We start from the raw sequence: 24,698 nt of genomic DNA on the forward strand, positions 1-24,698 counted from the left end.
GGTGGCGGCTACGCTCAATTGAGGGCGCCCTGCCTGGAGGTGTGCGATGCAAGTCCCCTTAGATACCCATAGCGAGAGCGACCCCTACGGACGGTTGCTGGAACGCCTGACCGTTGCCCTGGACGAAGCCGATAATCTGGCGCAGCTGTCCAGCCAGCCGCCCCCGGACATGGAAGTGCGCGGCCTGTCGCCCGACGAGCTGGCGCTGATCACCGCCTACCTTGCCAAGGATCGCGCCTGGCTCAATGGCTGGCACGCCACGGCGGCGCGTCACTACCAGTCGGCGGTTGCGCAGCCGCCATTCGAGCGCCAGCCGGCCTTGGCCGGTCGCGAGCCCGAGTGCCACAAGTCCTGACCCTGGCCGCAGGTTGCTGCGTTCGCTTGCGCTGAAACGTCAACAGACCCTAGGCTTCGAGCCTTTTTGGAGGTGCTCGATGCCGCTGCGCTATCTGCTCAAGCAATTCTTCATGCCGCCCGGCATCCTGTTGCTGCTCATCGCCCTGGGCTGGTTCCTGCGTCGGCGTTTCCCGCGCCTGGCGCTGTGCTGTTTCACGCTCGGGCTGGGTGGCCTGTGGCTGATGAGCCTGCCGGTGACGGTAGAGTGGATGGCCAAGGTGATCGAGCGCGAGCCGGCCATCGCCCAGCAGCAGTGGAGCACCCTGGTGCAGCAGGCGGATGTGATCGTCGTGCTCGGCGGTGGCCGTGATTCGGACGACCCCGCCTGGGGTGGCGAGCAGCCCAGCGCCATGGCCCTTGAGCGCACCCGCTATGCGGCGCGGCTGGCCAAGGCGTCCGGGTTGCCGGTGCTGACCACTGGTGGCCTGCATTTTGGTCGCCCGCCGAGCGAAGCGGCGATGATGGCCGAGGTGATGCACGAGGATCTCGGTGTCGAGGTGCGCTGGCAGGAAGCGCGCAGCCGCACCACCTGGGAGAATGCGACCGAGACCGCTGCGCTGCTGAAACCTGAAGGTATTCGCCGGGTGTTGCTGGTGACCCAGGCCTGGCACATGCCGCGTTCGCGCTGGTGTTTCGAACAGGCAGGTTTTGAAGTGGCGACAGCGCCGGTGGGCTTTCTCGGTGTGCCCAACGGCCGACCGATGGGCGGCTGGCTGCCGGAAGGCAAGGCGTTCTGGCAGAGCACCTTGCTGCTCAATGAGGTGATCGGCGCGCTGGCTTATTCGCTGGTTTACGGACGGTAGCGTCAAGTGGTGGGCTAAAGCCCACCCTACTCATCGGAGTGCAGGCTGCGGATTGGCCGGTGAGTTGGCCGTCGCCGCTTATCCCCTGTGGGAAGGGCCATGCTCGTCACGTCGCGGGCATGGACCCGCGGTCGCTGCGCGCTTCCATAAGTTATGGCGCCGATCCTGCGAATGGGATAAGCGCCAGCCTGGTCCCAGTAGTCAGCTCAACTCAGTTACTTCGCATCCCGACGCCGGCGCAGCAGCGCCCAGCCGGCCAGCAGGCTGCAGAGGATGATCAGCGGCCACGAGCGCCATTGCAGGTAGGGCGTCAGGTGCTGCATCGGCTGCACCTGGCCGTAGAGCGTGGCTTGCTCGAATTGCGGCAGGCGTTCGGTGATGCGCCCGAACGGGTCGATCAGCACGGTCACGCCGTTGTTGGTGGCGCGGATCATCCAGCGGCCGGCTTCCAGAGCGCGCATCTGCGCCATCTGTAGGTGCTGCAGTGGGCCGATCGACTTGCCGAACCAGGTGTCATTGCTGACCGTCAGCAGCAGGTCGCTCTTGGCTGCCATTTCGGCGGCGAACTCTGGGTAGACCACTTCGTAGCAGATAAAGGTAGCGATGCGATGCCCCTTGGCTTCGAGCAGCGGCTGGTCGTGCTCGCCGCGGGCAAAGTCGGACATCGGCAGGTCGAAGAAGGCGATCAGGCCGCGCAGCATATCCTGCAGCGGCACGTATTCGCCGAATGGCACCAGGCGCTGCTTGAGGTAGTCGCCAGCGCCCTGGCCGACCACGCTGACCGCGTTGTAGTAACGCATCTCACCGTCGGCATTGGGCTGGCGAATCGGCACGCCGGTGATCAGCGCGCTTTTCCGGTCGCTGGCGAAGCGATCCATCATGCTCAGGTAGCCGATGGCTTGATCCTTGAGCACCGGCACCGCGGTTTCCGGCCACACCAGAATGTCTACTGGCTTGCTGGCGAAACTCATGTCGCGATACAGCGCCAGCTGCGCATTGAGCTGGGCCGGGTCCCACTTGAGGTTCTGGGCCACATTGCCCTGGATCGCCGCGACGCTGACCGGCTCGCCCGCCGGGGCGGTCCAGGCGTGATCCTTGAACGCCATGCCAAGCAGCCAGGGCGCGATCAGCAGCACCAGCGCCTCGGCCAGTTGTGGTTTGTTGCCGAGCAGACGCGGCAGGTTGACCAGGAGCGCCGCGCTCAATGCCAGGGCGAACGACAGCATCCACACGCCGCCAATCGGCGCCAGGCCAGCCATGGGGCCGTCGAGCTGGCTGTAGCCGGCGTAGAGCCACGGAAAGCCGGTGAGGAACCAGCCGCGAAACGCTTCCTGGGCCACCCACAGCGCAGCGAACGCCAGAGCATCGCCCAATGGCGCGCTGTCACGGCGCAGGCACAGCGCCCACAGCCAGGTGGCGAGGGCGAAGAAGAGGCCCAGGCCGGCGACAAAACCCAGGGTCAGGAAGGCGGCCAGCGGCGGTGAGGCCGCGCCGTAGTCGTGAATGCTCACGTAAACCCAGCTGGTGCCCGAGGCGAACAGCCCGAAGCCGTACCACCAGCCGCGCCAGGCTGCCTGGCGCGGGGTCAGCGCCCGCAGGCCGCGGTAGAGCAGGGCGATGGACAGCAGCGCCAGCGGCCAGATGCCATAGGGCGCCAGCGCCAGGGTAGTCAGCGCACCGGCCAGCAGAGCGATCAGGTTGCCGGCCCAGCCGGGTTGGAACAGTCGGTTCATCGAGAGACTCACGATAGAACACACCCCATCGAATGATGGGGTGTCGGGTCAGCGGGCCAGCGGTGTCAGGCGTAGCAGGTGCACACGGCGGCTGTCGGCGTTGAGCACGCGAAAGCGGAATTCGCCGATCACCGTCACTTCGTTGCGCTTGGGCAGGTGGCCGAACGCGCTCATCACCAAGCCGCCGACGGTGTCGAACTCGTCGTCGGAGAAATCGGTGGTGAAGGTTTCGTTGAAGTGATCGATAGGCGTCAGCGCCTTGACCAGGAAGTCGCCGCTGGGCAGCGGTTTGACGTAGCTGTCTTCCTCGACGTCGTGCTCGTCCTCGATGTCGCCGACGATCTGCTCGAGCACATCCTCGATGGTCACCAGGCCGGCGACGCCTCCGTATTCGTCGATCACCACCGCCATGTGGTTGTGGTTGGCGCGAAATTCGCGCAGCAGCACGTTGAGGCGCTTGGACTCGGGCACGAAGGTGGCCGGGCGCAGCATGTCGCGGATGTTGAAGTCGGGCTGGTCGGTCAGCAGCAGGGGCAGCAGATCCTTGGCCAGCAGGATGCCGAGCACGTCGTCGAGGGTTTCGCCGATCACCGGGTAGCGCGAGTGCGCCGCGTCGATGATCACCGGGAGGAATTCCTTAGGAGACTGGCTGGCCTTGATGGTCACCACCTGGGAGCGTGGCACCATGATGTCGCGAACCTGCAGGTCGGCGACCTGGATGGCGCCTTCGACGATGGCCAGGGCCTCGCTATCGAGCAGCTTGTTCTGGTGGGCATCGCGCAGGACTTCCAGCAGTTCCTGGCGGTTTTTCGGCTCATGAGCAAAAGCCTGGGTCAGTTTGTTCAACCAGGACTTCTGCTCGTTGCTCGATCGGTCTTCGCTCATGGCGTTTTACTCGGGGTCCCTATGTCATTCGTCGCCGGCATACGGGTCGGGATGACCCAGCTCGGCGAGCAGTATTCGTTCCAGGCCTTCCATCTCTTCGGCTTCCTCATCTTCGATGTGGTCGTAGCCCAAAAGATGCAAACAGCCATGTATCACCAGATGCGCCCAATGCGCATCCAGGGTCTTGCCTTGCTCGACGGCCTCGCGCTCGACTACCGGCACGCAGATCACCAGGTCGCCAAGCAGCGGGATATCCAGTAATTCATCAGGTACGTCGGCCGGAAAGGACAGCACGTTGGTGGCGTAGTCCTTGCCGCGCCAGGTGCGGTTGAGCTCGCGGCCTTCCTCTTCGTCCACCAGACGGATGGTCAGTTCCGAGTCGGCGCTGCGCTGGCGCAGGGCAATCGCGCACCAGGCCTGAAAATCGGCCTCGGCGGGCAGGTGGCCAGCTTGGCTGGCGACCTGCAGATCCAGTTCGATCATGGCTCGGAGCGCGCTCCCGGATCGTTATCCGCCGGGCGGCGGTCGAACGGCTGGTGGTTGGCATCGAAGCGCTCATAGGCCTCGACGATGCGCTGCACCAGGGGGTGGCGCACCACGTCCTTGGGCTGGAAGTGGGTGAAGCTGATGCCCGGCACGTCCTTGAGCACTTCGATCACGTGCTTGAGGCCGCTCTTGGTGCCGCGCGGCAGGTCGACCTGGGTGACGTCCCCAGTGATCACCGCGGTGGAGCCGAAACCGATGCGGGTCAGGAACATCTTCATCTGTTCCATGGTGGTGTTCTGGCTCTCATCGAGAATGATGAAGCTGTTGTTCAGCGTGCGGCCGCGCATGTAGGCCAGCGGCGCGACTTCGATCACCTGCTTCTCGATCAGCTTGGCCACCTGCTCGAAACCGAGCATCTCGTACAAGGCGTCGTAGAGCGGGCGCAGGTACGGGTCGATCTTCTGCGACAGGTCGCCAGGCAGGAAACCGAGCTTCTCGCCAGCCTCGACCGCCGGGCGCACCAGCAGGATGCGGCGGATCTGCTCGCGCTCCAGGGCGTCCACTGCTGCGGCTACGGCCAGATAGGTCTTGCCGGTACCGGCCGGGCCTATGCCGAAGTTGATGTCGTGGTCGAGAATTGCCTTCACGTACAACTGCTGGTTGGCGCCGCGCGGGCGGATCATGCCCTTGCGCGTGCGCAGTGCGATATTGAGGTTGGCACTGGGGTTGTTCAGCTCCTCGATGCCCGACTCCTGCAGGAACAGGTGCACCATGTCCGGCGACAGCTCGGTCGCGTCGGTTTCACGGTACAGGCGGCGCAGCAGGTTCTCGGCAGAGGTGGTCTGCCCGGGCTCGCCCAGCAGCTCGAACTGGTTGCCGCGGTTGCGGATCTCGATGCCAAGGCGCGATTCGATCAGGCGCAGGTGCTCGTCGAATTGCCCGCTGAGGTTGGCGAAGCGCTTGGCTTCGAAGGGTTCGAGGGTGAAGCGATGAGGTGTCGAGGTGGTATTCAAGGTCGTTTTATGGCCGCCGTCGGCTGAATGGAAGGGAGAGAATAGCGCTAGCCAGGGACGAGTGAAAGCGCGGCCGACAGCCGCGCTGCGCTTGGCGCGTCATCACCATATGCGGGCAGCCGGCTACTTCTTCAATGGCGTTCGATCAGGGTGCCGCGTAAGGAGTGCGGCAGCGCTTCGTCGATATGCACGTCGACGAACTGGCCGATCAGGCGTGGGTTGTCGCACTGGAAGTTGACGAAGCGGTTGTTCTCGGTCTTGCCCTGTAGCTTGCCCGGGTCCTTCTTGGAGAAGTCGGTGACCAGGATGCGCTGTACGCTGCCGACCATGCGCCGGCTGGTCTCGAAGCCCTGCTGGTTGATGCGGTTCTGCAGAATCTGCAGGCGCTGCTTCTTGACCTCTTCCGGGGTGTCGTCGGCCAGATCGGCCGCCGGCGTGCCCGGGCGCGAGCTGTAGACGAAGGAATAGGAGAAGTCGAAACCGACGTCCTGCACCAGCTTCATGGTCTGCTCGAAGTCCTTCTCGGTCTCGCCGGGGAAGCCGATGATGAAGTCCGAACTGATCACGATGTCCGGCACCGCGGCCTTGAGCTTGCGGATGCGCGACTTGTATTCCAGCGCGGTGTGGTTGCGCTTCATGGCTGCCAGGATGCGGTCCGAGCCCGATTGCACCGGCAGGTGCACGAATTTCACCAGCTCGGGGATTTCCGCGTGGGCCTTGATCAGCGCGTCGGAGAATTCCAGCGGGTGGCTGGTGGTGTAGCGAATGCGGTCGATGCCGTCGATGGCCGCCACCAGGTACAGCAGCTCGGCGAAGTCGGCGATGCCGCCATCACGGGTTTCGCCGCGGTAGCCGTTGACGTTCTGGCCCAGCAGGGTCACTTCACGCACGCCGTTCTCGGCCAGATGGATGATCTCGCCGAGTACATCGTCCAGTGGGCGGCTGACTTCCTCGCCGCGGGTGTAGGGCACCACGCAGAAGGTGCAGTACTTGCTGCAGCCTTCCATCACTGAAACGAAGGCGCTGGGGCCGTCCACGCGTGGCTCGGGCAGGCGATCGAACTTCTCGATCTCGGGGAAGGAAATGTCCACCTGGGCGGTTTTGGTCACGCGCGCGGCGTCGATCATCTCCGGCAGGCGATGCAGGGTCTGAGGGCCGAATACCACGTCGACGTAGGGCGCGCGGTCGCGGATCGCCGCACCTTCCTGGCTGGCCACGCAGCCGCCGACGCCGATCACCAGATCCGGGTTCTCCAGCTTCAGCTCGCGCCAGCGGCCAAGCTGGGAGAACACCTTGTCCTGGGCCTTCTCGCGGATCGAGCAGGTGTTGAGCAGGATGACGTCGGCATCCTCCGGCCGATCGGTGACTTCCAGGGCCTGATGCTCGCCCAGCAGGTCGACCATGCGCGAGCTGTCGTACTCGTTCATCTGGCAACCGTGGGTTTCGATATAGAGCTTCTTGGTCATGGCGATTCGTCGGCGGTGAAAAAATGACCGCGGATTATAGGAGGGTTGGCCGCCCGAGGCCACAGGCGCAGGACGGGAGGGGCACGACGCGATGTGGTGGCGTGCTAAGATTCGCGCCCTTTCATTGCACAGCCAGCCGTTCGTTATCCATGACCAAGCGCGACCCCATCTACAAGGTGATCTTTCTCAACCAGGGCCAGGTGTACGAGATGTACGCCAAGCAGATCTTCCAGAGCGATCTGTGGGGCTTTCTGGAAATCGAGGAATTCGTGTTCGGCGAGCGCTCGCAACTGGTGGTCGATCCCAGCGAGGAGAAGCTCAAGGCGCAGTTCGACGGCGTGGTACGCAGCTTCGTGCCGATGCATTCGATCGTGCGTATCGATGAGGTGGAACGCCTGGGCACGCCGAAGATCAGCGAAGCCAAGGGCAGCGGCAACGTCATGCCGTTCCCGATGCCGCCCCTGCCGGAGAAGTGAGTGGCCGCAAGCGCGGCTGACTAGCTGATTACTTGAGGGGTGCGAACGGCGACAGGCTGTCGGCGGCCTGCAGTTCCTGCAGGTAGTTGCGGAAAATCTGCCCCAGCACCTGGGTGGCGACTTCCTGTTCGGCGCGGGGCATCTGCATGGCCACTTCGTCGGCGCCATCCATCGCTTCATCCGAGCCGTTGACCGCGGCCATCTTCAGCACGATGTAGGCCTGCACGTTGTTGGCGGCCACCCCTTCGCCATGGAAGAACATCATGCCCAGGCGGTACTGCGCCTGGGCATGGCCCTGGAGGGAGGCGTGTTCGAACCAGTTCAGCGCCTGAGGCAGGTCGCGCTCGCCGGAACGGCCTTCGTAATAGAACTCGCCGAGTTCGTACTGGGCCTGGGCATCGCCGCCTTCAGCGCTCTGTTGGCAGGCTTGCAACGCAGCAGGCAGGTCTTCGGTGGCGACGTTGAGCGAGCAGCTCCCGGTCGCCGGGATCAGCAATGAGTTTCCATCCGCCACGCCGAGCGTTGGCAGCAGGAGCAACAGGCAGCCCAGGGACAGGGTGCGGCCGGTGCGCTTCATGAAGATCCGGATACCTCGACAGGCTGAAAGGTGGATGATGGATGACGAGGCCAATTGGGCTCGGCATCACATTATGAAATAAGCAACACCGTTCTTACAAAGTCTTTGCCGGCTTTTCTGCCCCAACCTGGCGCAAAAGTGTCGCCAGAGCGTCGGTTTGTGCGCGGCGGGTGTCTGACAGAGAACTGTTCAGGCTGCCCGCCGTTCACTTCAGGCGCCGAACGGCGCTACTTCGATCAGGCCTGCTTGAGGGCGGCAAAGGCGCGCTCGGCGGCGTCGAGGGTCAGTTTCAGCTCGGTCTCGCCATGGGCGATGGAGGTGAAGCCGGCCTCGAAGGCGCTCGGCGCCAGATAAACGCCGCCGTCGAGCATCAGGTGGAAGAAGCGCTTGAAGCGTTCGGCGTCGCTGGCCATCACGTCGTCGAAGGTGACGATATCGTCGGCGCCACTGAAGTACAGGCCGAACATGCCACCCGCCTGGGTGGTGACGAACGGGATGCCGGCGGCATCGGCGCGATCCTGCAGGCCCTGCAACAGGCGGCTGGTGTAGTCGGCGAGCTCGGCGTGGAAGCCCGGACGGCTGATCAGTTTGAGAGTGGTCAGGCCGGCGGCCATGGCCAGCGGGTTACCCGACAGGGTGCCGGCCTGGTAGACCGGGCCGAGCGGGGCGATACGCTCCATGATCGCGCGCTTGCCGCCGAAGCAGCCTACCGGCATGCCGCCGCCGACGATCTTGCCGAAGGTCGACAGGTCCGGGGTGACGCCGTAGTACGCCTGGGCGCCGCCGAGGGCGACGCGGAAGCCGGTCATCACTTCGTCGAAGATCAGCACCACGCCGTGTTTGTCGCATTGTTCGCGCAGGCCTTCGAGGAAGCCTGGCGCTGGCGGCACGCAGTTCATGTTGCCGGCCACCGGCTCAACGATGATGCAGGCCACGCTCTGGCCGACATCGGCGAGGGTCTTGGCGACGGCGTCGATATCGTTGAATGGCAGGGTCAGGGTGTGTTTGGCGAAATCCGCCGGTACCCCTGCAGAGCTGGGTACGCCTTGAGTCAGCAGGCCAGAGCCGGCCTTGACCAGCAGGCTGTCGGAATGGCCGTGGTAGCAGCCTTCGAACTTGATGATCGCATCGCGGCCGGTGTAACCACGGGCCACACGGATGGCGCTCATGGTCGCCTCGGTGCCCGAACTGACCATGCGCACCATCTCCATGGACGGCACGATCGAGCAGACCAGATCGGCCATCTCGGTTTCCATGGCGGTCGGCGCGCCGTAGGACAGGCCGTGGTCGAGCTGCTTGCGCACTGCGTCGAGTACTTCAGGATGGCTGTGGCCGAGAATCATCGGGCCCCAGGAACCGACGTAGTCGACATAGCGCTTGTCGTCTTCATCGGTGACGTAGGCGCCTTCGGCGTGCTTGAAGAACAGCGGCGTGCCGCCCACGCTCCTGAACGCGCGGACCGGGGAATTGACGCCGCCGGGGATGTGTTTCTGAGCGTTGGCGAACAGCGTTTCGGAGCGAGACATAGGGTTCTCCTGAAAAAGTAGGTCAGTTCGATTCGAACAGCGCGCTGAAGGCGCGCGCGCGGCGCTCCACTTCGGTAGCAGAGTCGGCGGCGAACAGGGCGTGGATCACGGCGATCATGCTGGCGCCGCGCTCGATCAGCGGGGCGGCGTTATGCAGATCGACACCGCCGATGGCGACGATCGGCAGCGCTACGCGGGCTTTGGCCGTTTCGAGCAGATCCAGGGTGGCGGCCGGAGCGCCGGGTTTGGTCCGTGAATTGAAGAAGCGCCCGAAGGCCACGTAGCTGGCGCCTTCACGGGCGGCCTGCTCGGCGAGTGCCAGCTGGGCGTGGCAGGTGCCGCCGATGATCGCCTGGCGGCCGAGCAGAGCGCGTGCCGCAGCCAGCGAGCCGTCTTCCTGGCCGAGGTGCAGGCCGACACTCAGGCGCGCCGCCAGCTCGGCGTCATCATTGATGATCAGCGTGGCGCCGTAGTGCTCGCACAGCGTACGCAGGGCTTCGGCCTCGCGCAGGCGGCGGGCTTCGTCGGTGGATTTGTCGCGGTACTGCAACAGGCGCGCGCCGCCGGCCAGGGCCGCTTCCACGTAAGGCAGCAGCTTGCCGCCGGCCAGCAGTTCGCTGTCGGTGATGGCGTACAGGCCGCGCAGTTTGCCAGGTGCTGCCATCAGCTGAGGTCCAGCGGCAGGCGGCGCGGCACGAACTGGCCGCGGCCGGGTTGTTCGGCATCGCGCAGGGTACGCCAGGTGTAATCCAGTGCGGTTTTCACCGCGCCGATCAGGTCCTGGCCCAGGGCCAGGCGGCCAGCCAGGGTGCTGGCCAGGGTGCAGCCCGAGCCGTGGTAGCTGCCGGGCAGGCGCGCGCAGGTGAAATCGTGGCGGCTGCCGTCGCGCAGATACAGACGGTTGTGCACTTCGCTTTCGTCGCCGTGGCCGCCGGTGATCAGCAGGTGTTCGATGTAGGGCAGCAGCTTCTCGGCACACTGGTCGGCCGTGCCATCGGGCAGTTCGGCGAGGATGCGCGCTTCGGGCAGGTTCGGTGTGGCGATGGTGGAAACGGCGAACAGCCGCTCGCGCATGGCGAAGCCGACGTCCTCCTTGCCCAGGGCGCCGCCGCCACCGGCGCGCAGTACCGGGTCGCAGACCAGCGGGATGCCGGGCAGCTTGTCCATGATCATCAGCACGGTGTCGACCATTTCCACCGAGCCGAGCATGCCCAGCTTGACCGCGGCCACCGGCATGTCGGCGATTACCGAATGGGCCTGGGCCAGCACCCAGTCACGGTCGAGCACCCGGAAGTCGCTGACATCGACGGTGTCCTGCACCGTTAGCGCGGTGACCGCCGGCGCTGCGTGGCAGCTCTGGGCGAGCAGCGCTTCGATGTCGGCCTGCAGGCCGGCGCCGCCGCTCGGGTCATGACCGGACAGACACAGCACCACGGGGCGCGACGGGGCGAGGCGGGCGGTGCTGCGCGGGTAATCGGGAAGGCCGAAATCGATCATCTGTATCGCGGGTTCCGGTTTACGGGTACGGCGCTGGCGCGGTACCGGGTGGATCGGGCTCGCACCGGCACGTGGCAGGCGGCATTGGGACGGGGCGCGAGCTTAACATTTTATGGGCGGCGATGAGGCCGACGGATCGACGGTCGCCTTGAGCCGGACCTACGAGCTTTGTACGATGGCCTGCGCCCAGGATCGGGCGACATTCCTTTCATCCAGCAGGGCAGAAGGCGCCTGGCATGAACAATCTGTTGCATTGTGTTCCGCTGCTGCTGTGCCTGCTGGCTGGTCTGGCCCAGGCTGCTGAGCCGCGGGTGGTGGCGCTGAGCTGGGAGGCCGCCGAACACCTGCTCAAGCTCGACATCACCCCGGTTGCCGTGGCCGATGCCGAGCAGTACCGCGCCCAGGTGGCGCGCCCGCCGTTGCCGGCCAATGTGCCCAGCGTGGGATCGCGACGCGCGCCGGATTTCGACAAGCTGGCCGCCCTCAAGCCGGAGTTGATCGTCATCGGCGAGCGCCAGGAAGCCATGCGTGCGCAGCTGGCCCGTATCGCACCGGTCACCACATACGGCAGCCTGTCCCGGGAACATGACAGTTACCTGGTCGCCCGCGACGATTACCTGGCGCTGGCCCAGCGCTTCGGCCGCGAGGATCACGCGTTGCGCGAACTGGCCGCCATGCAGGTGCAGATCGACGGGCTGCATCAGCGCCTGGTCGAGCACTTTCGCGGGCGCCTGCCCAAGGTGCTGGTGATCCGTTTCGTGTCGCCGGGCATGGTGCGCGTCGACGGTGGCGACTCGATGATCGACTCTGCCCTGCAGCAGTTGCACCTGCAGCCTGCCTACCCGCAACCCCATGACGCGGTGGTGCCGATTGAAGCCCTGGCAGGTATCGAGGAGGGCGTGGTGGTCTACGTCGAGCCGTTCGCCGGGCAGGAACAACTGTTCGCCAGTCCCGAATGGCGCGCGATGCCCTTCGCGCGTGCCGACCGCCTGGCGGCGATGCCTGACACCTGGGCCCATGGCGGGGTGTTTTCCATTCAGTATTTGGCCGAGGCCATCACCCAGGCATTGCTCAGCCTGCCGGCGCCCTGAGAACCTGTTCAAAGTCTGCTGCCCGTCGGCACTGCTGCGTTAAAAACAGGCTCGGCAAGCCGCTTGCGGCTAACGCGCTTTAGCGCGGCCCGCAGGGCGAGCGAAGCGAGTACTGCTCATTTACAGCTGGTAAAGTCGAGCGTGACTCCAACCGGTCCTCGCCTGTTTTTGCGGGGGCCAGGCTTTGCATTGCTCTAGCTCGCGAGCCTTTGAACAGGCGCTGAGCCAATCGTCATAGCGCTTGCGATGGGCCGGCGAGGCCCCTAGAGTTGCCGACATTCATATGTCGAGTCTTGAACGGCTGCATCACTCTGAAGGCGTGGGGCCTCGCGATGCGGCACAACAGGGCCATCTGCGGGGCTGCATGCGTTTTTTCCTGACTGTTTTTCTGGCGCTCTTTTCGCTGCTGGCCAGTGCGGCCGGGCCGGTGGTTTTCGACGAGCGGGTTCGCTCGCTGCCGCTCGGCGAGCATATGGCGGTGTTCGAGGACGTGCGTGGCGACAAGACCATCGACGATGTCACCTCCAGCGCCCTGCAGGGCAGCTTCCGCCAACACCACAAGGCGGTGCTTAACGCTGGTTATTCGCGCTCGGCGTATTGGCTGCGCATCGATCTGCAGTACCAGCCCAAAAGCGCCGCTGGCAGTGGCCTGCAGACCTGGCTACTGGAGCTGGCCTACCCGCCGCTCGATCACCTCGAACTGTACGAGCAGGGCGCCGATGGCCGCTTTCATCTGACTCGCCAAACCGGCGATGCCTTGCCATTCTCAAGCCGCGAGATCCGCCAGAACAACTACCTGTTCACCCTCGACTTCCAGCCCGAGCAGGTGCGCCGCGTATACCTGCGCCTGGAAAGCCAGGGCTCCATCCAGGCACCGCTGAGCCTGTGGTCGCCGGCCGCCTATCTGGAAGAGCAGCCGGCACGCATCTACGTGCTGGGCATCATCTACGGCGTGTTGCTGGTGATGGCGGTCTACAACCTATTCATCTTTATCGCCGTGCGCGACACCAGCTATCTCTACTACATCTTCTACATCGCTTCGTTCGGCATGTATCAGGTGTCGGTCAACGGCGCCGGCATCGAGTTCTTCTGGCCAGACAACCCCTGGTGGGCCAATGCCGCCACGCCGTTTTTGATCGGCGCCACGGCGCTGTTCGGCTGCCAGTTCGCGCGTAGCTTCCTGCACACCCGCGAGCACAGCCGTTGGGTGGACCGCAGCCTGCTGCTGATGATGGCCTGGGGCGCTCTGGTGATGGTACTGGCGCTGTGCACCACCTACGCCTTGTCGCTGCGCTTGGCTACTGTGCTGGCGCTGGTGTTCACCGTGGTGGTGCCGGTGGCCGGCGCCCTGGCGCTGTGGCGCGGCATGCGCGTGGCCCGTTACTTCCTGATCGCCTGGGCGGCGTTCCTGCTCGGCGGGGTGGTCAACACCCTGATGGTGCTCGGCTACCTGCCCAATATGTTCCTGACCATGTACGCCAGCCAGATCGGCAGTGCCATCGAGGTGGCGTTGCTGTCCCTGGCGCTGGCCGACCGCATCAACGCCATGAAGGAGGAGCGCGCGCGCATCCTGCAGAACGCTAGTGCCAAGCTGGAGGTGCTCAACCACGAGCTGGCCGACAGCAACCGCCTCAAGGACGACTTCCTGGCCACCGTGACCCACGAGTTGCGCACGCCGATGAATGGCGTGATCGGCTCCCTGGAGCTGATGCAGACCCTGCGCCTGGACCCCGAGGTGGAGCAGTACCAGAAGACCGCCACGCGTTCGGCGCGGGACATGATGCAGATGGTCAACGACATCCTCGCGCTGACCGAACTGCAGGCCGGGCGGCTCTATCCGCGGCGCGAGACCTTCAGTTTGCGCGGGCTGCTCGACGGCCTGTGCGCCAACTTCGAGGGGCGCGCCCGCGACAAGGGCCTGGACTTCGCCCTGGATCTCGACGAGCGCCTGGCCGATACCGTCGAAGGCGACGGGCAGAAGTTGGCCCAGGCCCTGGGTTATCTGCTCGATAACGCCATCAAGTTCACCTCGGCCGGCCAGGTGCGCCTGCGTGTACGCGGCGATGCCCAGGCCGCGCTGGACAGCCTGCCGCTGAGCTTCGAGGTGATCGACGCCGGCATTGGTCTGGAGAATGTGCGGGAAACCGATCTGTACCGCCGCTTCCATCAGCTCGACACCTCGATGACCCGCGAATATGGCGGTCTGGGCATCGGCCTGAGCATCTGCCGGCAGCTGGTCGATCTGCTCGGCGGCAAGCTGGCCTACGAGCCCAATCGTGCCGGCAGCGGTGGCAGCATCTTCCGACTTGAACTGACCCTGGCACTGCCAGTGCAAAAGCCTGCTGAGCAGACCGCGATACGGCGCAGCAGTGGCGCGGCATTGCGAGCCCCCGAGCAGTGCACCGTACTGATTGTCGAGGACAACGCTATCAATCAACTGGTGATCCGCGGCATGCTGCTCAAGCTCGGCTACCGGGTGCGTACCGTCGACAACGGCAGCGATGCGCTGGAGCAACTGCAGCGCGAGCCCATCGACGCCGTTCTGCTGGATTGCCAGATGCCGGTAATGGACGGCTTCGCCACTTGCCGTGCCCTGCGTCAGCTGCCGGCTTGCGCCGAGCTGCCGGTGCTGGCGATCACCGCCCATAGCCAGTCGGGCGACCGTGAGCGCTGCCTGGCGGCAGGCATGAGCGACTACCTGGCCAAGCCGGTGAAGTTCGACGAGTTGCGCGTGCTGCTACACGACTGGGTGCTGTGCCGCCCGGCCTGAGGGCGACACTTAGAGCCTGTTCAAAGTCTGCTGCGCGTCGGCACTGCGGCGTTGAAAACAGGCTGGATTGCCAGCCCAGTCGGACTGCTCATTTACAGCTCGTAAAGTCGAGCGCGACTCCGACCGGTCCTCGCCTGTTTTCTCCTTGCATTGCTCTAGCTCGCGAGACTTTGAACAGGCTCTTAGGCTCAGTGATGCACGTGGGCGCCGGTAGGGTCTTCGATCTGGAATACCTTGCCCTTCTGCCAGGCATCGGCGCCGGGCTGTATGGGAGGGCGCTGGATGTCAGCGCGGCTCTGGCGCTTCTCGTTGCTGTCGATGCCGAAGCGCTGGTCGCGCTCATCGACCATGCGTTGGTCCAGTTGGCCATCGGCGGTAAAGCCCATCATCAACTGTGGCACGCCCAGGGGCAGACTTTTCTTCTGGTCGGTATGCCAGGTGTGCCAGGTCTTGCCGTAGGTGCGCACCAGCTTTTGCATCAGCGCATGCTCGGCGGTTTGCGGAATGCCGGGCGCCACCAGTTGGCCTGATTTCACTTCGTGTACGTGGCTGTGCCACAGCATCTTTTCGTCTTCCGGCAGGGTTTTGAACAGCTGCTCGCTGATGATGTACTCGACGCCCATCAGCTTGGCGTCCCTGACATTGCCGTCATAGATCACGCACTGGATCAGCTCTTCGCTGAGGATGGCGCAGTAATGATGGGCTTCCATCTGCGCCTGCTGCCGGCCGTTGTAGAAATGAAAGCCATTGAGGTAGGCGTTCAGGGCGGCGACTGGCGGCTGGGTTTGCAAGGTTGCCGCGCCGGCTTCCAGCAAGCGGGTATCGGCCTGAGCGGGTGCGCCCTCGGTGCCGACGTTGGAGTGGCTGGCGGTGGTCATGCAGCCGGCCAGCGGCAGGATGGCCAGAAGGGGTAGCAGCGCTGCGCCGATTCGCGCGGACATGGTGGTCTCCAAACGTGCCAGAGCCCGGCATTTGCCGGGCTCTGGGCTGAGATTACTGACGTGTCTTGCCCTGCAGGTCCGTGGCCATTTGCAGGTGATGTTCCAGCTTGGGCAGGGTCTTCTTGGCCCAGGCGCTGATTTCACCGTCGTCAGGCGCGGCCGCCTTCTGGTACAGCTCGATGGCCTGCTCGTGGGCAACGACCTGGTTGTTGGCATAGGCCTCGTCGAAGTTCTCGCCATCACGTACCTGCAGAATCATGGCCTTGGCCTTGTTCATCAGGTCGGCGTCGTCGGAGAGCTCGAGGTTGTTCTTCTTGGCTAGGGCCTTGAGCTCTTCGTTGGCGCGGGTGTGATCGTCGATCATCGTCTGGGCGAATTTCTTGACCTCGGCGTTGCTGCCTTTTTCGAGTGCCAGCTTGCTGGTCTCGATCTCGGCGATGCCCTTGGCCGAGGCTTCTTCGGCAAAGTCGTTGGCGCTGACCTTGTCGGCTGCCTGGACCAAGCCGGCGAAAGCGAAGAGCAGGGCGGCGGTTGCGCCGATCAATACAGCTGTGCGTTTCTTGGTGACTCCTTGGAGAGATCTATGCAGAGCACCGATGCCCGGATGGCGGCGGTGGTAAGTTTTTGCGTTGTATTGGAATACGTGCTGGCAACTTGATTAACGAAGCGGTCTTTAGCGAAGCCGGTTTAGCCTGCCATCAGTGACAGGTAAAAGTTCGAGAGGAGGGCCTTGCACAATGTTCGAGTTAAAAGTTGCAGGGAACGATGAGCGGTAAAAGTGATGGTGTTGTGCTGCCAGCTTGTACAGTTACTGTATAAGAGTCTGGCTGGTGTAATTAATTTGTGTCCGAGATTAGTGCTTCGCTTGCTGTCACTGTGCTTCAAGTTCCTAAGTAAGAGTTTTTTGAACATTGGTTTTTTATTGGCAGTCAGTGCTTTGGCTGTGCTGCGTTTATACGCGGGATAAACTGATAAAACTATGTGCCAGCACGCCGAGTGCTGGCCTTTCAGTAGCGAGGTCTCTCCATGAAAGGGCAGATATTTCTGATCAACTACATCTGTGATAACCAGCCGATGCATCTTGAGATGTCGTCTGACGCTGAGACGCTGAGACGCTGAGCGTCGAGCAGGCCAGCAGCATGTGCAAAACGAGGGAGCCAAAGGGCGGATCACCGATGTACAGGTGAGCAAGATCACCCGCACTCGCGAGGCGGACACCACGCCTGGGCATTACCAGCAGCCCTGAGCCATTACGTATAAAGCCGGCGCATGCGCCGGCTTTATACAAAGTTTGGCAGCCCCGGATTAGAAGGCCTTACTCGTCTAGCGCTTGGCTTCCAGGCCCGGTGTATCGGAGCGATCCAGAAAGGCCTGACTCAACTCCGACAAGTGCAGGCGCAGCCAGTCGGCCATGGCGATTTCCTGCTGCAGGATCGCTTCGCAGTCCTGCTGGGTCTGGGTATCGCCCACCGCTTTGGCGGTGGCGATCAATACCGTGTAAGAGGCGATTTCCAGAGTCTCGAAGACATAGCCGGACATGGTGCCCTTGAGCACTTCGTCGCTCATCATCATGCCGCCCACGGCCTGACCGAAGGCCATCAACTTGCCGCTCATGTCTTTCAGTGTTGACGGTTCGCTGCCGAGGCGGGTCAGGGCCCGTTCCAGTGTTTTGCGTTGGCCCACGGTTTCTTCGATATGTTTTTCAATGCGTTTGCGCAACTTCGGGTAATTGTGCAGGCGCTCTTTTTGCGCCGTCAGCATCTGTTCGGCTTGCTGTTCCAAGGCGTGCGCGTCGCGCAGCCAACTCACCAGGTTTTCATGTTTCGTGGTCATGATCGACTCCCGCAGTTTAGAAATAGCCACTGTTGCGAGAGGGGCGCTGAGTTGGAGGTTCATTACTTTTCGTCAGTGGTATTAAACGAAGCGCTATTAAGCGAAACGGCAAAGCGGAGTTTGCCTAGGAAGTTGCCGTTTCGGTTAATTGTAAAGTTTGTTTTTACTTGAGCTCGTTGCGCACTTTTGCATTCGGTTATTACAAGTCCCATCAGGGCAGGGAGCGAAACCATCAAGGGAATTATAGCCGGTGAGGAGAACGTTCCATGTTCGTACATAACAAGCGATTGCAATACACGGTAAGAGTGGCCGGGCCCAATCCGGGGCTGGCCAATCTGCTGCTCGAACAATTCGGTGGCCCCCAGGGCGAATTGGCAGCGGCCATGCGTTATTTCACCCAGGGCCTGGCTGAAGACGATGCAGGGCGCAAGGATCTGCTGCTGGACATCGCCACCGAAGAGCTCAGCCACCTGGAAATCATCGGCTCGATCGTCGGCATGCTCAACAAGGGCGCCAAGGGTGATCTGGCCGAGGCGGTGGAAGAGGAGGCGGCGCTTTACCGCTCGTTGACCGAGGGCGGCAACGACTCGCACATCACCTCGCTGCTGTATGGCGGTGGCCCTGCGCTGACCAACTCTGCCGGTGTGCCCTGGACGGCGGCCTACATCGACACCATCGGTGAGCCGACGGCGGATTTTCGCTCCAACATCGCCGCCGAGGCCCGGGCCAAGATCATCTACAAGCGGCTGATCAACGTCACCGACGATCCGGGCATCAAGGATGCGCTGGCCTTTCTGATGACCCGTGAGCTGGCGCACCAGAAATCCTTCGAGAAGGCGCTGCACGCCATCCAGCCGAACTTCCCGCAAGGCAAGCTGCCGGGCGTGCCGGAGTTCACCAGTGTGTACTTCAACATGTCCCAGGGTGACGAGGACCGTCGTGGGCCATGGAACGAAGGGGATCAGTGGGAGTTCGTCGCCGATCCGCAACCCGCGGTGGACGGGGGCGATGGCACCGCCGAGGTAATGCTGCCAGCCAAGCAGGCGGAAACCCTGCTGCAGATGGCCAAGCGCACCGCGTCGGATCCGACCCTGGACTCGATCACCGGCGCCGACCTTGGCTTCGGGGCTGCGCGCAAGCCTGAGTAAGCATGGCTTGTTGCATCTACACAGCCAGGCGAGCACTGCTCGACCTGGCTTTCTTATGCCTGTTGCCACGAACCACGCCGGGCTGGTTACCACTGATCCCCGAGGTTGAATCTTTTCTCGGGCGGCATTCTCCCAACCTCATAAGGCCATGAGCGTCATGGGCGCCGGCCATTCCAAGAAACCTGTGAGCGCCGCCTCGTTGCCCCCGGCGCTTTCGACTGCCACGCAAGGCTCGACCATGACGACTTTGATGCCGATTTTCACCACGTCCAGCCAGAGCTGCCATTTCCTCAAGGCCGGCCCCGCCCGCACCCTGTATGAGCGCCTGCTGCAGCCGCAGCTGGATGACGCCGCGCTTAACGAAGCGCGCAGCTTTCTAGAAGCTCAACTGACCAAGACCAGTGAGTTGCCCTGCGATATTCCCGCTAAGCCTGAAGCCCTGCTGGACTGGATGCGCAGTGCGGCCCTACGCACCACCGAGGCGTACGGCCACTACCTGCAGGAGCGACGCCAGGGCGCGCTGCGGCGTTACTTTCACAATCGCGCCCATGCCCTGTATTTTCTGCGTCATGTTGCGCCCACCAAATTGGTGGACGGCGCCTGGTTGTATGGGTTGCTCAGGCACTGGCAGGAGCTGCGCCTGCGTCCCTTGCTGCGCACCTATCTGGAAGAGCTGGGCGATGGTGTGCCGGCGATGAACCATGTGGTGCTCTACAAGCAGTTGCTGGCCCAGCATGGCTGCGACGAGCTGGCCGAACTCGAAGACGAGCATTTTCTGCAGGGCGCCCAGCAACTGGCGCTCGGTCATCTGGCCGATGATTATCTGCCTGAAGTGATCGGCTACAACCTGGGCTACGAGCAGTTGCCACTGCACCTGCTGATCACCAGCTATGAGCTGACCGAGCTGGATATCGACCCCTATTACTTTCAACTGCACGTGACCATCGACAACGCCAGTACCGGCCATGCCCAGAAGGCCGTGCAGGCGGTGCTGGAAAACCTGCCGCTGGTGGGTGATCGCGATGAATTCTATCGCCGCGTGATGCGCGGCTATCAGCTCAACGATCTGGGCATTGGCTCCACTGCGGTGATCGCGGCTTTCGACCTCGAGGACGAACTCTGTGCGATGCTCGAACGCAAGCGCGAAGTGGCCACCCAGGTGCATTCTGACTACTGCCGCATCGAAGGGCGCACGGTCAACGAATGGCTTAGCGAGCCCGGCCAGGTGCGCGCTTTTCTCGACGCTCTGCAGAAACGCGGCTGGATTCGCCGCGACGAAGATCCGCAGAACAGCCGGTTCTGGCAACTGGTGCAGGGCGAGCGCGCCGCCATGTTCGGGGTGTTCAGTGCCTATGAGCAGCAACTCTTGCACGACTGGATCGCTGGCAGCTGGGCGCCTGCCCGCAGGCGCGCTCGTCCACGCAGTCGTCCGGCTGCCACTGGCGCCGAGCAGTCGGTTGGTCTGCACGACGAAGCCCAGGCGTTGCAGGCTGCCCTGCGCGAACTGCCGGCCGGCCAGCAGACCAGCAAACTGATTGAGCTGATGTCGCCGGCCAGTCACTTCACGCCGGCCGGTTTATTGGCCACCCGTCTGTTCAACGCCTACCTCCAATAACCATGTCCGGGGCATCGATGCACAGCGAGCAAAACACCGAAAAGCAGCAGGCGTTATTGAGCCTTGGCCAGCATCTCAAGAACGAGGGTTATCGATTCACCACCGGCACGCCGCTGACCCACGAGCGGGTCAACGCGCGCAGCGAAAATCGGCAAGCCTACGACTTGGCCGGCGTGTTTGGTTGGAGCCGGCCGTTCGAGGCGCCGGTGCTGGGCGGCCAGTTGCTGGGGTTGCTGAGAGCCGGCGGCATGTTGGTCGAGGAGGGCGCCCAGTTCGCCAGCGCGGTGCGTTGGTCGAGCCTGGGCGACAACCTGTTCGTGCATTCGCGCTACCCGACGGTGCAGGGCGACGCCGTGTTCTTCGGCCCCGATACCTATCGCTTTGTGCGCGCCATCGATGCCTTTCTTGCCACGCCGTCGACTGCGACGGTGTTGCGGGCGGTGGATATCTGCTGCGGCGCAGGGCCGGGCGCCCTTTGCATCGCCCAGGCACGGCCGGCGGCTCAGGTGCTGGCAGTGGATATCAACCCGCGGGCGCTGGAGTTCACTCGCATCAACGCGGCGCTGGCGGGGGTAAGCAATGTCGAGGCGCTTTACAGCGATCTGCTTAGAGATGTGGATGGCGCGTTCGACCTGATCGTCGCCAATCCGCCCTATATGCTCGACGCCGACAGCCGCGCCTATCGCGATGGCGGTGGTGAGTTGGGCATCGGCCTGTCCCAGGCTATCGTCGAGGCAGCCATCGCTCGCCTGGCGCCGGGCGGCAGTTTGTTGCTGTATACCGGTGTGGCGATGAAGGCGGCGGGTGATCCGTTTCTGGCCTATGTCAAACGCACCTTGGGCGATGCGTCCCTGGCCTGGCGCTATGAAGAAGTGGACCCGGACGTGTTCGGCGAGGAACTGCTCAAGCCTGGCTATGAGCAGGTCGAGCGCATTGCCGCGGTGGTGCTGACGGTTACCCGCACGGCGGGCTGATGGTGTGGCGCTGAGGGCCGTTGCGAGCCCTCAGCGCCCAGGCATCAGGCGTTTTCGATAAAACGGCGGATGCGCTGCGCCGCCTCTACGCATTCGGCCAGGGGCGCGACCAGCGCCATGCGCACTCGACCCGCGCCTGGGTTGAAGCCATTCACGTCGCGAGATAGGTAAGAGCCCGGCACCACGGTGACGTGTTCCCTGGCGAACAGCGCGCGGGTGAACTCGGCATCGTCGCCCGGCGTTTTGGCCCACAGGTAGAAACCGCCGTCCGGGCGCTGAACGTCCATCACGCCGTTGAGAATCGCCAGCACGGCATCGAACTTTTCGCGGTACAGGTCGCGGTTGGCGCGTACATGGTCTTCGTCCTGCCAGGCGGCGATGCTGGCCAGCTGGGTTTGTACCGGCATGGCGCAGCCATGGTAGGTGCGGTACAGCAGGAAGGCTTTGAGAATCTCCGCATCGCCGGCCACGAAGCCCGAGCGCAGGCCCGGCAGATTGGAGCGCTTGGAGAGGCTGTGGAACACCACGCAGCGCTTGAAATCGCTACGGCCCAGCTCGGCGCAGGCAGTCAGCAGACCGGCCGGCGGGTTCGCCTCGTCGAAATACAGCTCGCTGTAGCACTCGTCGGCAGCGATCACGAAGTCGTGCTGGTCGGCCAGGGCGATCAGCTTTTTCAGGGTATCGAGCGGAATCAGTGCGCCGGTCGGGTTGCCCGGCGAGCATAGGAAGAGGATCTGGCAGCGCTGCCAGACGTCAGGCGTGACAGCGTCGAAATCCGGATTGAAGCCATGTTCTTCCAGGCACGGCAGGTAGTGCGGCTGGGTGCCGGCCAGCAGCGCCGCGCCTTCGTAGATCTGGTAGAACGGGTTGGGGCTGACTACCAGGCCATCGACATCACGCTGCGCCACGGTCTGGGTAAAGGCGAACAGCGCCTCGCGGGTGCCGTTGACCGGCAGCACGTGGTGGGCGGCGTCCAGCCAGCCGGCTGGCACCTTGAAGCGTCGCTCGCACCAAGTAGCAATGGCTTCGCGCAGCGCCGGGATGCCCAGGGTGGTCGGGTAGACCGCCATCTGGTCGAGGTTGTCGGTCAGCGCCTTGGCGACGAAAGCCGGCGAGCGGTGCTTGGGTTCGCCGATGGACAGGGCAATGGGCGAGCGATCCGCAGCGGGGGAAACGCCGGCGAGCAGGGCGCGCAGTTTTTCGAAGGGGTAGGGCTGCAGCTGGGCGAGGGCGTGGTTCATGATGATCCGACGGGTCCTTTGTAAGGCGGCGACAAAGCCGGTGACACTAGCACGGCAGCGGTCTCAGGAAAATTGCTTATCGGCGCTGCCCCGTGGTGAGGGCACCAACACGCTGCCTGCTGGCTGGTTTCGGGTCAATCAATCCGCACATTGGCAAACGCGCTTGAGCCGCTCAAGCATGCGCTTTTCCGTCGCCATTTATTTGGCTGACACTTTGGTCAGATTTTTCGTGAAGGTGCTAAAGACGCATCGCTTTGGGTCGATAGCCTGGGCGTAATCCCCTCCGGCATTCCTTTAGCGAGAGCTTCTTCCATGCGCACCCTCAAGTTCAGCCACAAGATCATGTTGGCTGCTTCCCTGGTGGTCATTGCGGCCTTCGCATCCTTTGCGCTGTACAACGATTATCTGCAGCGCACGGCGATTCGCGACAATCTGAACAACTACCTGCACGATGTTGGTCAGGTGTCGACCGGCAACATCCAGCACTGGCTCTCCGGGCGCATGCAGCTGCTCGACAACCTGGCCGAGTCGGTGCAGGACGACAGCGCCCAGGCGCCGCTGGCCAGGAACCTGCAGCACCGCAGCGTTGCCTCGGCGTTCCTGTATGCCTATTACGGCCAGAACGATGGTACCTACACTCAGTTCCCGCCCAGCGAGCTGCCAGCCGGCTACGATCCGCGTCAGCGCCCCTGGTACAAAAGCGCAGCGAACAGCAGCGGCCCGGGCCTGACCGAGCCGTACCTGGCGGCCGACCCGCGTGACGGCCTGCTGATCACCATCACCCGTCCGGTCAGCGTCGGCGGCACCCTGCAGGGCGTGGTCGGCGGCGACCTCAAGCTGCAGACCATCGACGACATCCTCAACTCCTTCGACCTGGGCGGCATGGGCTACGCCTTCCTGGTCGACGACAAGGGCACGGTGTTCGTGCACCCGGACAAGAGCCTGGTGTTGAAGAAACTCAGCGACTTGTTCCCGGGCGCCGCGCCGCGTCTGGAAGCGGGGTTGCAGAACGTGGTGGCGGCCGATGGCAGCGCGCGTATCGTCAGTTTTTTGCCGGTGCAGGGGCTGGCGGGCGTGCGCTGGTACGTCGGTCTGTCGGTCGACGAAAGCAAGGCTTTTGCAGCACTGCACGAATTCCGCATCTCGGCACTGACCTCCACGGTCATCGGGGTGATCGCCATCCTGCTGCTGCTTGGTGCGCTGATCCGCATTCTGTTGCGTCCGCTGCACGTGATGAGCCACGCCATGAGCGGTATCGCCGAGGGTGAGGGCGACCTGACTCAGCGCCTGAAGGTCGAGTCCGGCGACGAGTTCGGTGAGCTGGCCGGCGCCTTCAACCGCTTCGTCGAGCGTATCCACGAGTCGATCCGTGAAGTGGCTTCGGCCACCCGAGAGGTGCATGCCCGGGTCAGTACCGTGGTACAGGCCTCCAATGCGTCCATGGGGAATTCCAGCGAGCAGGCGGCGCGCACCGACAGCGTCGCCGCGGCGATCAACGAGCTTGGCGCTGCGGCCCAGGAAATCGCCCGCAACGCTGCCGATGCCTCGGTGCAGGCCAGCGAAGCGCGCCGTGATGCCGAAGAAGGCCAGGGCATGGTCGAGCGCACCCTGGGTTCGATGGGCGATCTGTCTGACAAGATCCAGGCCTCGGGCAGCCATATCGAGTTGCTCAGCGAGAAGAGCAACGACATCGGCCAGATTCTCGACGTGATCAAGGGCATTTCCGAGCAGACCAACCTGCTGGCGCTCAACGCCGCCATCGAAGCGGCGCGTGCCGGCGAGGCCGGTCGCGGCTTTGCCGTGGTGGCCGACGAGGTGCGCAACCTGGCTCAGCGTACGCAGAGCTCGGCCCAGGAAATCCAGCAGATGATCGAGCAGTTGCAGTCAGGCGCCCGTGACGCCGTGGCGACCATGGGCGAGAGCCGCCGCTTCAGCGACGACAGCGTGCGTATCGGTGGTCAGGCCGGCGAGAACCTGCGCGGCGTGACCCGCCGCATCGGCGAGATCGACGGCATGAACCAGTCCGTGGCCACTGCCACCGAGGAGCAGACCTCGGTGATCGAGAGCTTGAACATGGATATCACCGAGATCAATACGCTCAACCAGGACGGCGTGCGCAACCTGCAGGCCAGCCTCAGCGCCTGTACCGAACTGGATCAGCAGGTCGGGCGGCTCAAGCAACTGGTCGACAGCTTCCGCATCTGAATGCAGCGCGGGCCCCAAATGG

22 protein-coding genes and 1 pseudogene are annotated in these 24,698 nt (G+C 63.6%); 10 read left to right on the forward strand and 13 right to left on the reverse strand.

The features are described from left to right. The first annotated feature begins 46 nt into the window (after positions 1 to 46). Positions 47 to 355 carry a hypothetical protein gene (locus FB481_RS01990; RefSeq protein WP_093503923.1) on the forward strand — a complete coding sequence of 103 codons (309 nt, stop codon included), beginning with the start codon at positions 47 to 49 and terminating at the stop codon, positions 353 to 355. A gap of 79 nt (positions 356 to 434) precedes the next feature. Continuing rightward, positions 435 to 1,199 (forward strand): YdcF family protein, encoded by a 765-nt coding sequence (locus FB481_RS01995; protein ID WP_147174917.1) that lies wholly within the window; start codon positions 435 to 437, stop codon positions 1,197 to 1,199. Between the two features lie 215 nt (positions 1,200 to 1,414). Here the strand turns inward: FB481_RS01995 and lnt are convergent, their stop codons facing one another. The 5 genes from lnt to miaB form a co-directional block, all read right to left on the reverse strand. Further along, positions 1,415 to 2,932: an apolipoprotein N-acyltransferase gene (gene lnt / locus FB481_RS02000; protein WP_147174918.1), complete on the reverse strand. Its 1,518-nt coding sequence runs from the start codon at positions 2,930 to 2,932 to the stop codon at positions 1,415 to 1,417. 48 nt (positions 2,933 to 2,980) lie between these two features. Then, the gene (locus tag FB481_RS02005; protein ID WP_093503916.1) at positions 2,981 to 3,817 is read right to left on the reverse strand and encodes an HlyC/CorC family transporter; all 837 of its coding nucleotides are present in this window, start codon (positions 3,815 to 3,817) and stop codon (positions 2,981 to 2,983) included. A gap of 24 nt (positions 3,818 to 3,841) precedes the next feature. Then, positions 3,842 to 4,300: an rRNA maturation RNase YbeY gene (ybeY, locus tag FB481_RS02010; RefSeq protein WP_013792540.1), complete on the reverse strand. Its 459-nt coding sequence runs from the start codon at positions 4,298 to 4,300 to the stop codon at positions 3,842 to 3,844. Then, complete coding sequence (locus FB481_RS02015; RefSeq protein ID WP_027903523.1) at positions 4,297 to 5,316, reverse strand: PhoH family protein; 1,020 nt, start codon at positions 5,314 to 5,316, stop codon at positions 4,297 to 4,299. The genes ybeY and FB481_RS02015 overlap by 4 nt, the downstream gene beginning before the upstream one ends. Before the next feature lie 131 nt (positions 5,317 to 5,447). Beyond that, positions 5,448 to 6,782, reverse strand: coding sequence for a tRNA (N6-isopentenyl adenosine(37)-C2)-methylthiotransferase MiaB (gene miaB, locus FB481_RS02020; RefSeq protein WP_093503909.1), 1,335 nt, complete (start codon positions 6,780 to 6,782; stop codon positions 5,448 to 5,450). Between the two features lie 149 nt (positions 6,783 to 6,931). Here miaB and FB481_RS02025 point away from each other — a divergent pair, with 149 nt between their 5' ends. Beyond that, positions 6,932 to 7,258, forward strand: coding sequence for a DUF1820 family protein (locus FB481_RS02025; protein ID WP_027911089.1), 327 nt, complete (start codon positions 6,932 to 6,934; stop codon positions 7,256 to 7,258). Between the two features lie 28 nt (positions 7,259 to 7,286). Here the strand turns inward: FB481_RS02025 and FB481_RS02030 are convergent, their stop codons facing one another. From FB481_RS02030 to FB481_RS02045, 4 genes are all read right to left on the reverse strand, one after another. Further along, entirely contained in the window at positions 7,287 to 7,835 is a 549-nt protein-coding gene (locus FB481_RS02030; protein WP_093503907.1) for a tetratricopeptide repeat protein, read from the reverse strand. A 236-nt stretch (positions 7,836 to 8,071) separates the two neighbouring features. Next, complete coding sequence (gene hemL / locus FB481_RS02035) at positions 8,072 to 9,361, reverse strand: glutamate-1-semialdehyde 2,1-aminomutase (protein ID WP_147174919.1); 1,290 nt, start codon at positions 9,359 to 9,361, stop codon at positions 8,072 to 8,074. Positions 9,362 to 9,383: 22 nt separating this feature from the next. Beyond that, the gene (gene thiE / locus FB481_RS02040) at positions 9,384 to 10,025 is read right to left on the reverse strand and encodes a thiamine phosphate synthase (RefSeq protein WP_147174920.1); all 642 of its coding nucleotides are present in this window, start codon (positions 10,023 to 10,025) and stop codon (positions 9,384 to 9,386) included. After that, positions 10,025 to 10,858 carry a bifunctional hydroxymethylpyrimidine kinase/phosphomethylpyrimidine kinase gene (locus FB481_RS02045; protein WP_147174921.1) on the reverse strand — a complete coding sequence of 278 codons (834 nt, stop codon included), beginning with the start codon at positions 10,856 to 10,858 and terminating at the stop codon, positions 10,025 to 10,027. The genes thiE and FB481_RS02045 overlap by 1 nt, the downstream gene beginning before the upstream one ends. A 236-nt stretch (positions 10,859 to 11,094) precedes the next feature. Here FB481_RS02045 and FB481_RS02050 point away from each other — a divergent pair, with 236 nt between their 5' ends. Together FB481_RS02050 and FB481_RS02055 are read left to right on the forward strand one after the other, a co-directional pair. Continuing rightward, positions 11,095 to 11,949 (forward strand): ABC transporter substrate-binding protein, encoded by an 855-nt coding sequence (locus FB481_RS02050; RefSeq protein ID WP_147174922.1) that lies wholly within the window; start codon positions 11,095 to 11,097, stop codon positions 11,947 to 11,949. Positions 11,950 to 12,313: 364 nt separating this feature from the next. Further along, a complete protein-coding gene (locus tag FB481_RS02055; RefSeq protein ID WP_147174923.1) occupies positions 12,314 to 14,719 on the forward strand; it encodes a hybrid sensor histidine kinase/response regulator in 2,406 nt (801 codons plus the stop codon). 188 nt (positions 14,720 to 14,907) lie between these two features. Here FB481_RS02055 and FB481_RS02060 read toward each other — a convergent pair whose 3' ends face one another. The 3 genes from FB481_RS02060 to FB481_RS02075 form a co-directional block, all read right to left on the reverse strand. Next, positions 14,908 to 15,660 carry an OBAP family protein gene (locus FB481_RS02060; protein WP_147174924.1) on the reverse strand — a complete coding sequence of 251 codons (753 nt, stop codon included), beginning with the start codon at positions 15,658 to 15,660 and terminating at the stop codon, positions 14,908 to 14,910. A gap of 52 nt (positions 15,661 to 15,712) precedes the next feature. Beyond that, complete coding sequence (locus tag FB481_RS02065) at positions 15,713 to 16,201, reverse strand: DUF4142 domain-containing protein (RefSeq protein WP_178109821.1); 489 nt, start codon at positions 16,199 to 16,201, stop codon at positions 15,713 to 15,715. A gap of 782 nt (positions 16,202 to 16,983) precedes the next feature. Then, a complete protein-coding gene (locus FB481_RS02075; RefSeq protein WP_093503890.1) occupies positions 16,984 to 17,493 on the reverse strand; it encodes a ferritin-like domain-containing protein in 510 nt (169 codons plus the stop codon). A 266-nt stretch (positions 17,494 to 17,759) separates the two neighbouring features. Here FB481_RS02075 and FB481_RS02080 point away from each other — a divergent pair, with 266 nt between their 5' ends. From FB481_RS02080 to FB481_RS02090, 3 genes are all read left to right on the forward strand, one after another. Then, positions 17,760 to 18,641 (forward strand): manganese catalase family protein, encoded by an 882-nt coding sequence (locus FB481_RS02080; RefSeq protein ID WP_147174926.1) that lies wholly within the window; start codon positions 17,760 to 17,762, stop codon positions 18,639 to 18,641. 238 nt (positions 18,642 to 18,879) lie between these two features. Continuing rightward, on the forward strand, positions 18,880 to 20,256 hold the full coding sequence (locus tag FB481_RS02085; RefSeq protein ID WP_147174927.1) for an iron-containing redox enzyme family protein: 1,377 nt from the start codon (positions 18,880 to 18,882) through the stop codon (positions 20,254 to 20,256). Between the two features lie 17 nt (positions 20,257 to 20,273). Continuing rightward, positions 20,274 to 21,230 (forward strand): class I SAM-dependent methyltransferase, encoded by a 957-nt coding sequence (locus FB481_RS02090; protein ID WP_093504275.1) that lies wholly within the window; start codon positions 20,274 to 20,276, stop codon positions 21,228 to 21,230. 44 nt (positions 21,231 to 21,274) lie between these two features. Here FB481_RS02090 and dapC read toward each other — a convergent pair whose 3' ends face one another. Continuing rightward, positions 21,275 to 22,471, reverse strand: a complete 1,197-nt coding sequence (gene dapC, locus FB481_RS02095) for a succinyldiaminopimelate transaminase (protein WP_093503888.1) — start codon at positions 22,469 to 22,471, stop codon at positions 21,275 to 21,277. A 342-nt stretch (positions 22,472 to 22,813) separates the two neighbouring features. On the opposite strand from dapC, the pseudogene FB481_RS23455 reads away from it, so the two are divergent. Further along, positions 22,814 to 23,821 (forward strand): annotated as a pseudogene (locus FB481_RS23455) (cache domain-containing protein); the annotation flags it as partial. A 90-nt stretch (positions 23,822 to 23,911) separates the two neighbouring features. Then, positions 23,912 to 24,676: a methyl-accepting chemotaxis protein gene (locus tag FB481_RS23460; RefSeq protein WP_372239524.1), complete on the forward strand. Its 765-nt coding sequence runs from the start codon at positions 23,912 to 23,914 to the stop codon at positions 24,674 to 24,676. Positions 24,677 to 24,698: the final 22 nt, after the last annotated feature.

The sequence above is a fragment of the Pseudomonas sp. AG1028 genome (genome assembly GCF_007993955.1).
GTDB classification, from domain to species: Bacteria; Pseudomonadota; Gammaproteobacteria; order Pseudomonadales; family Pseudomonadaceae; genus Aquipseudomonas; species Aquipseudomonas straminea.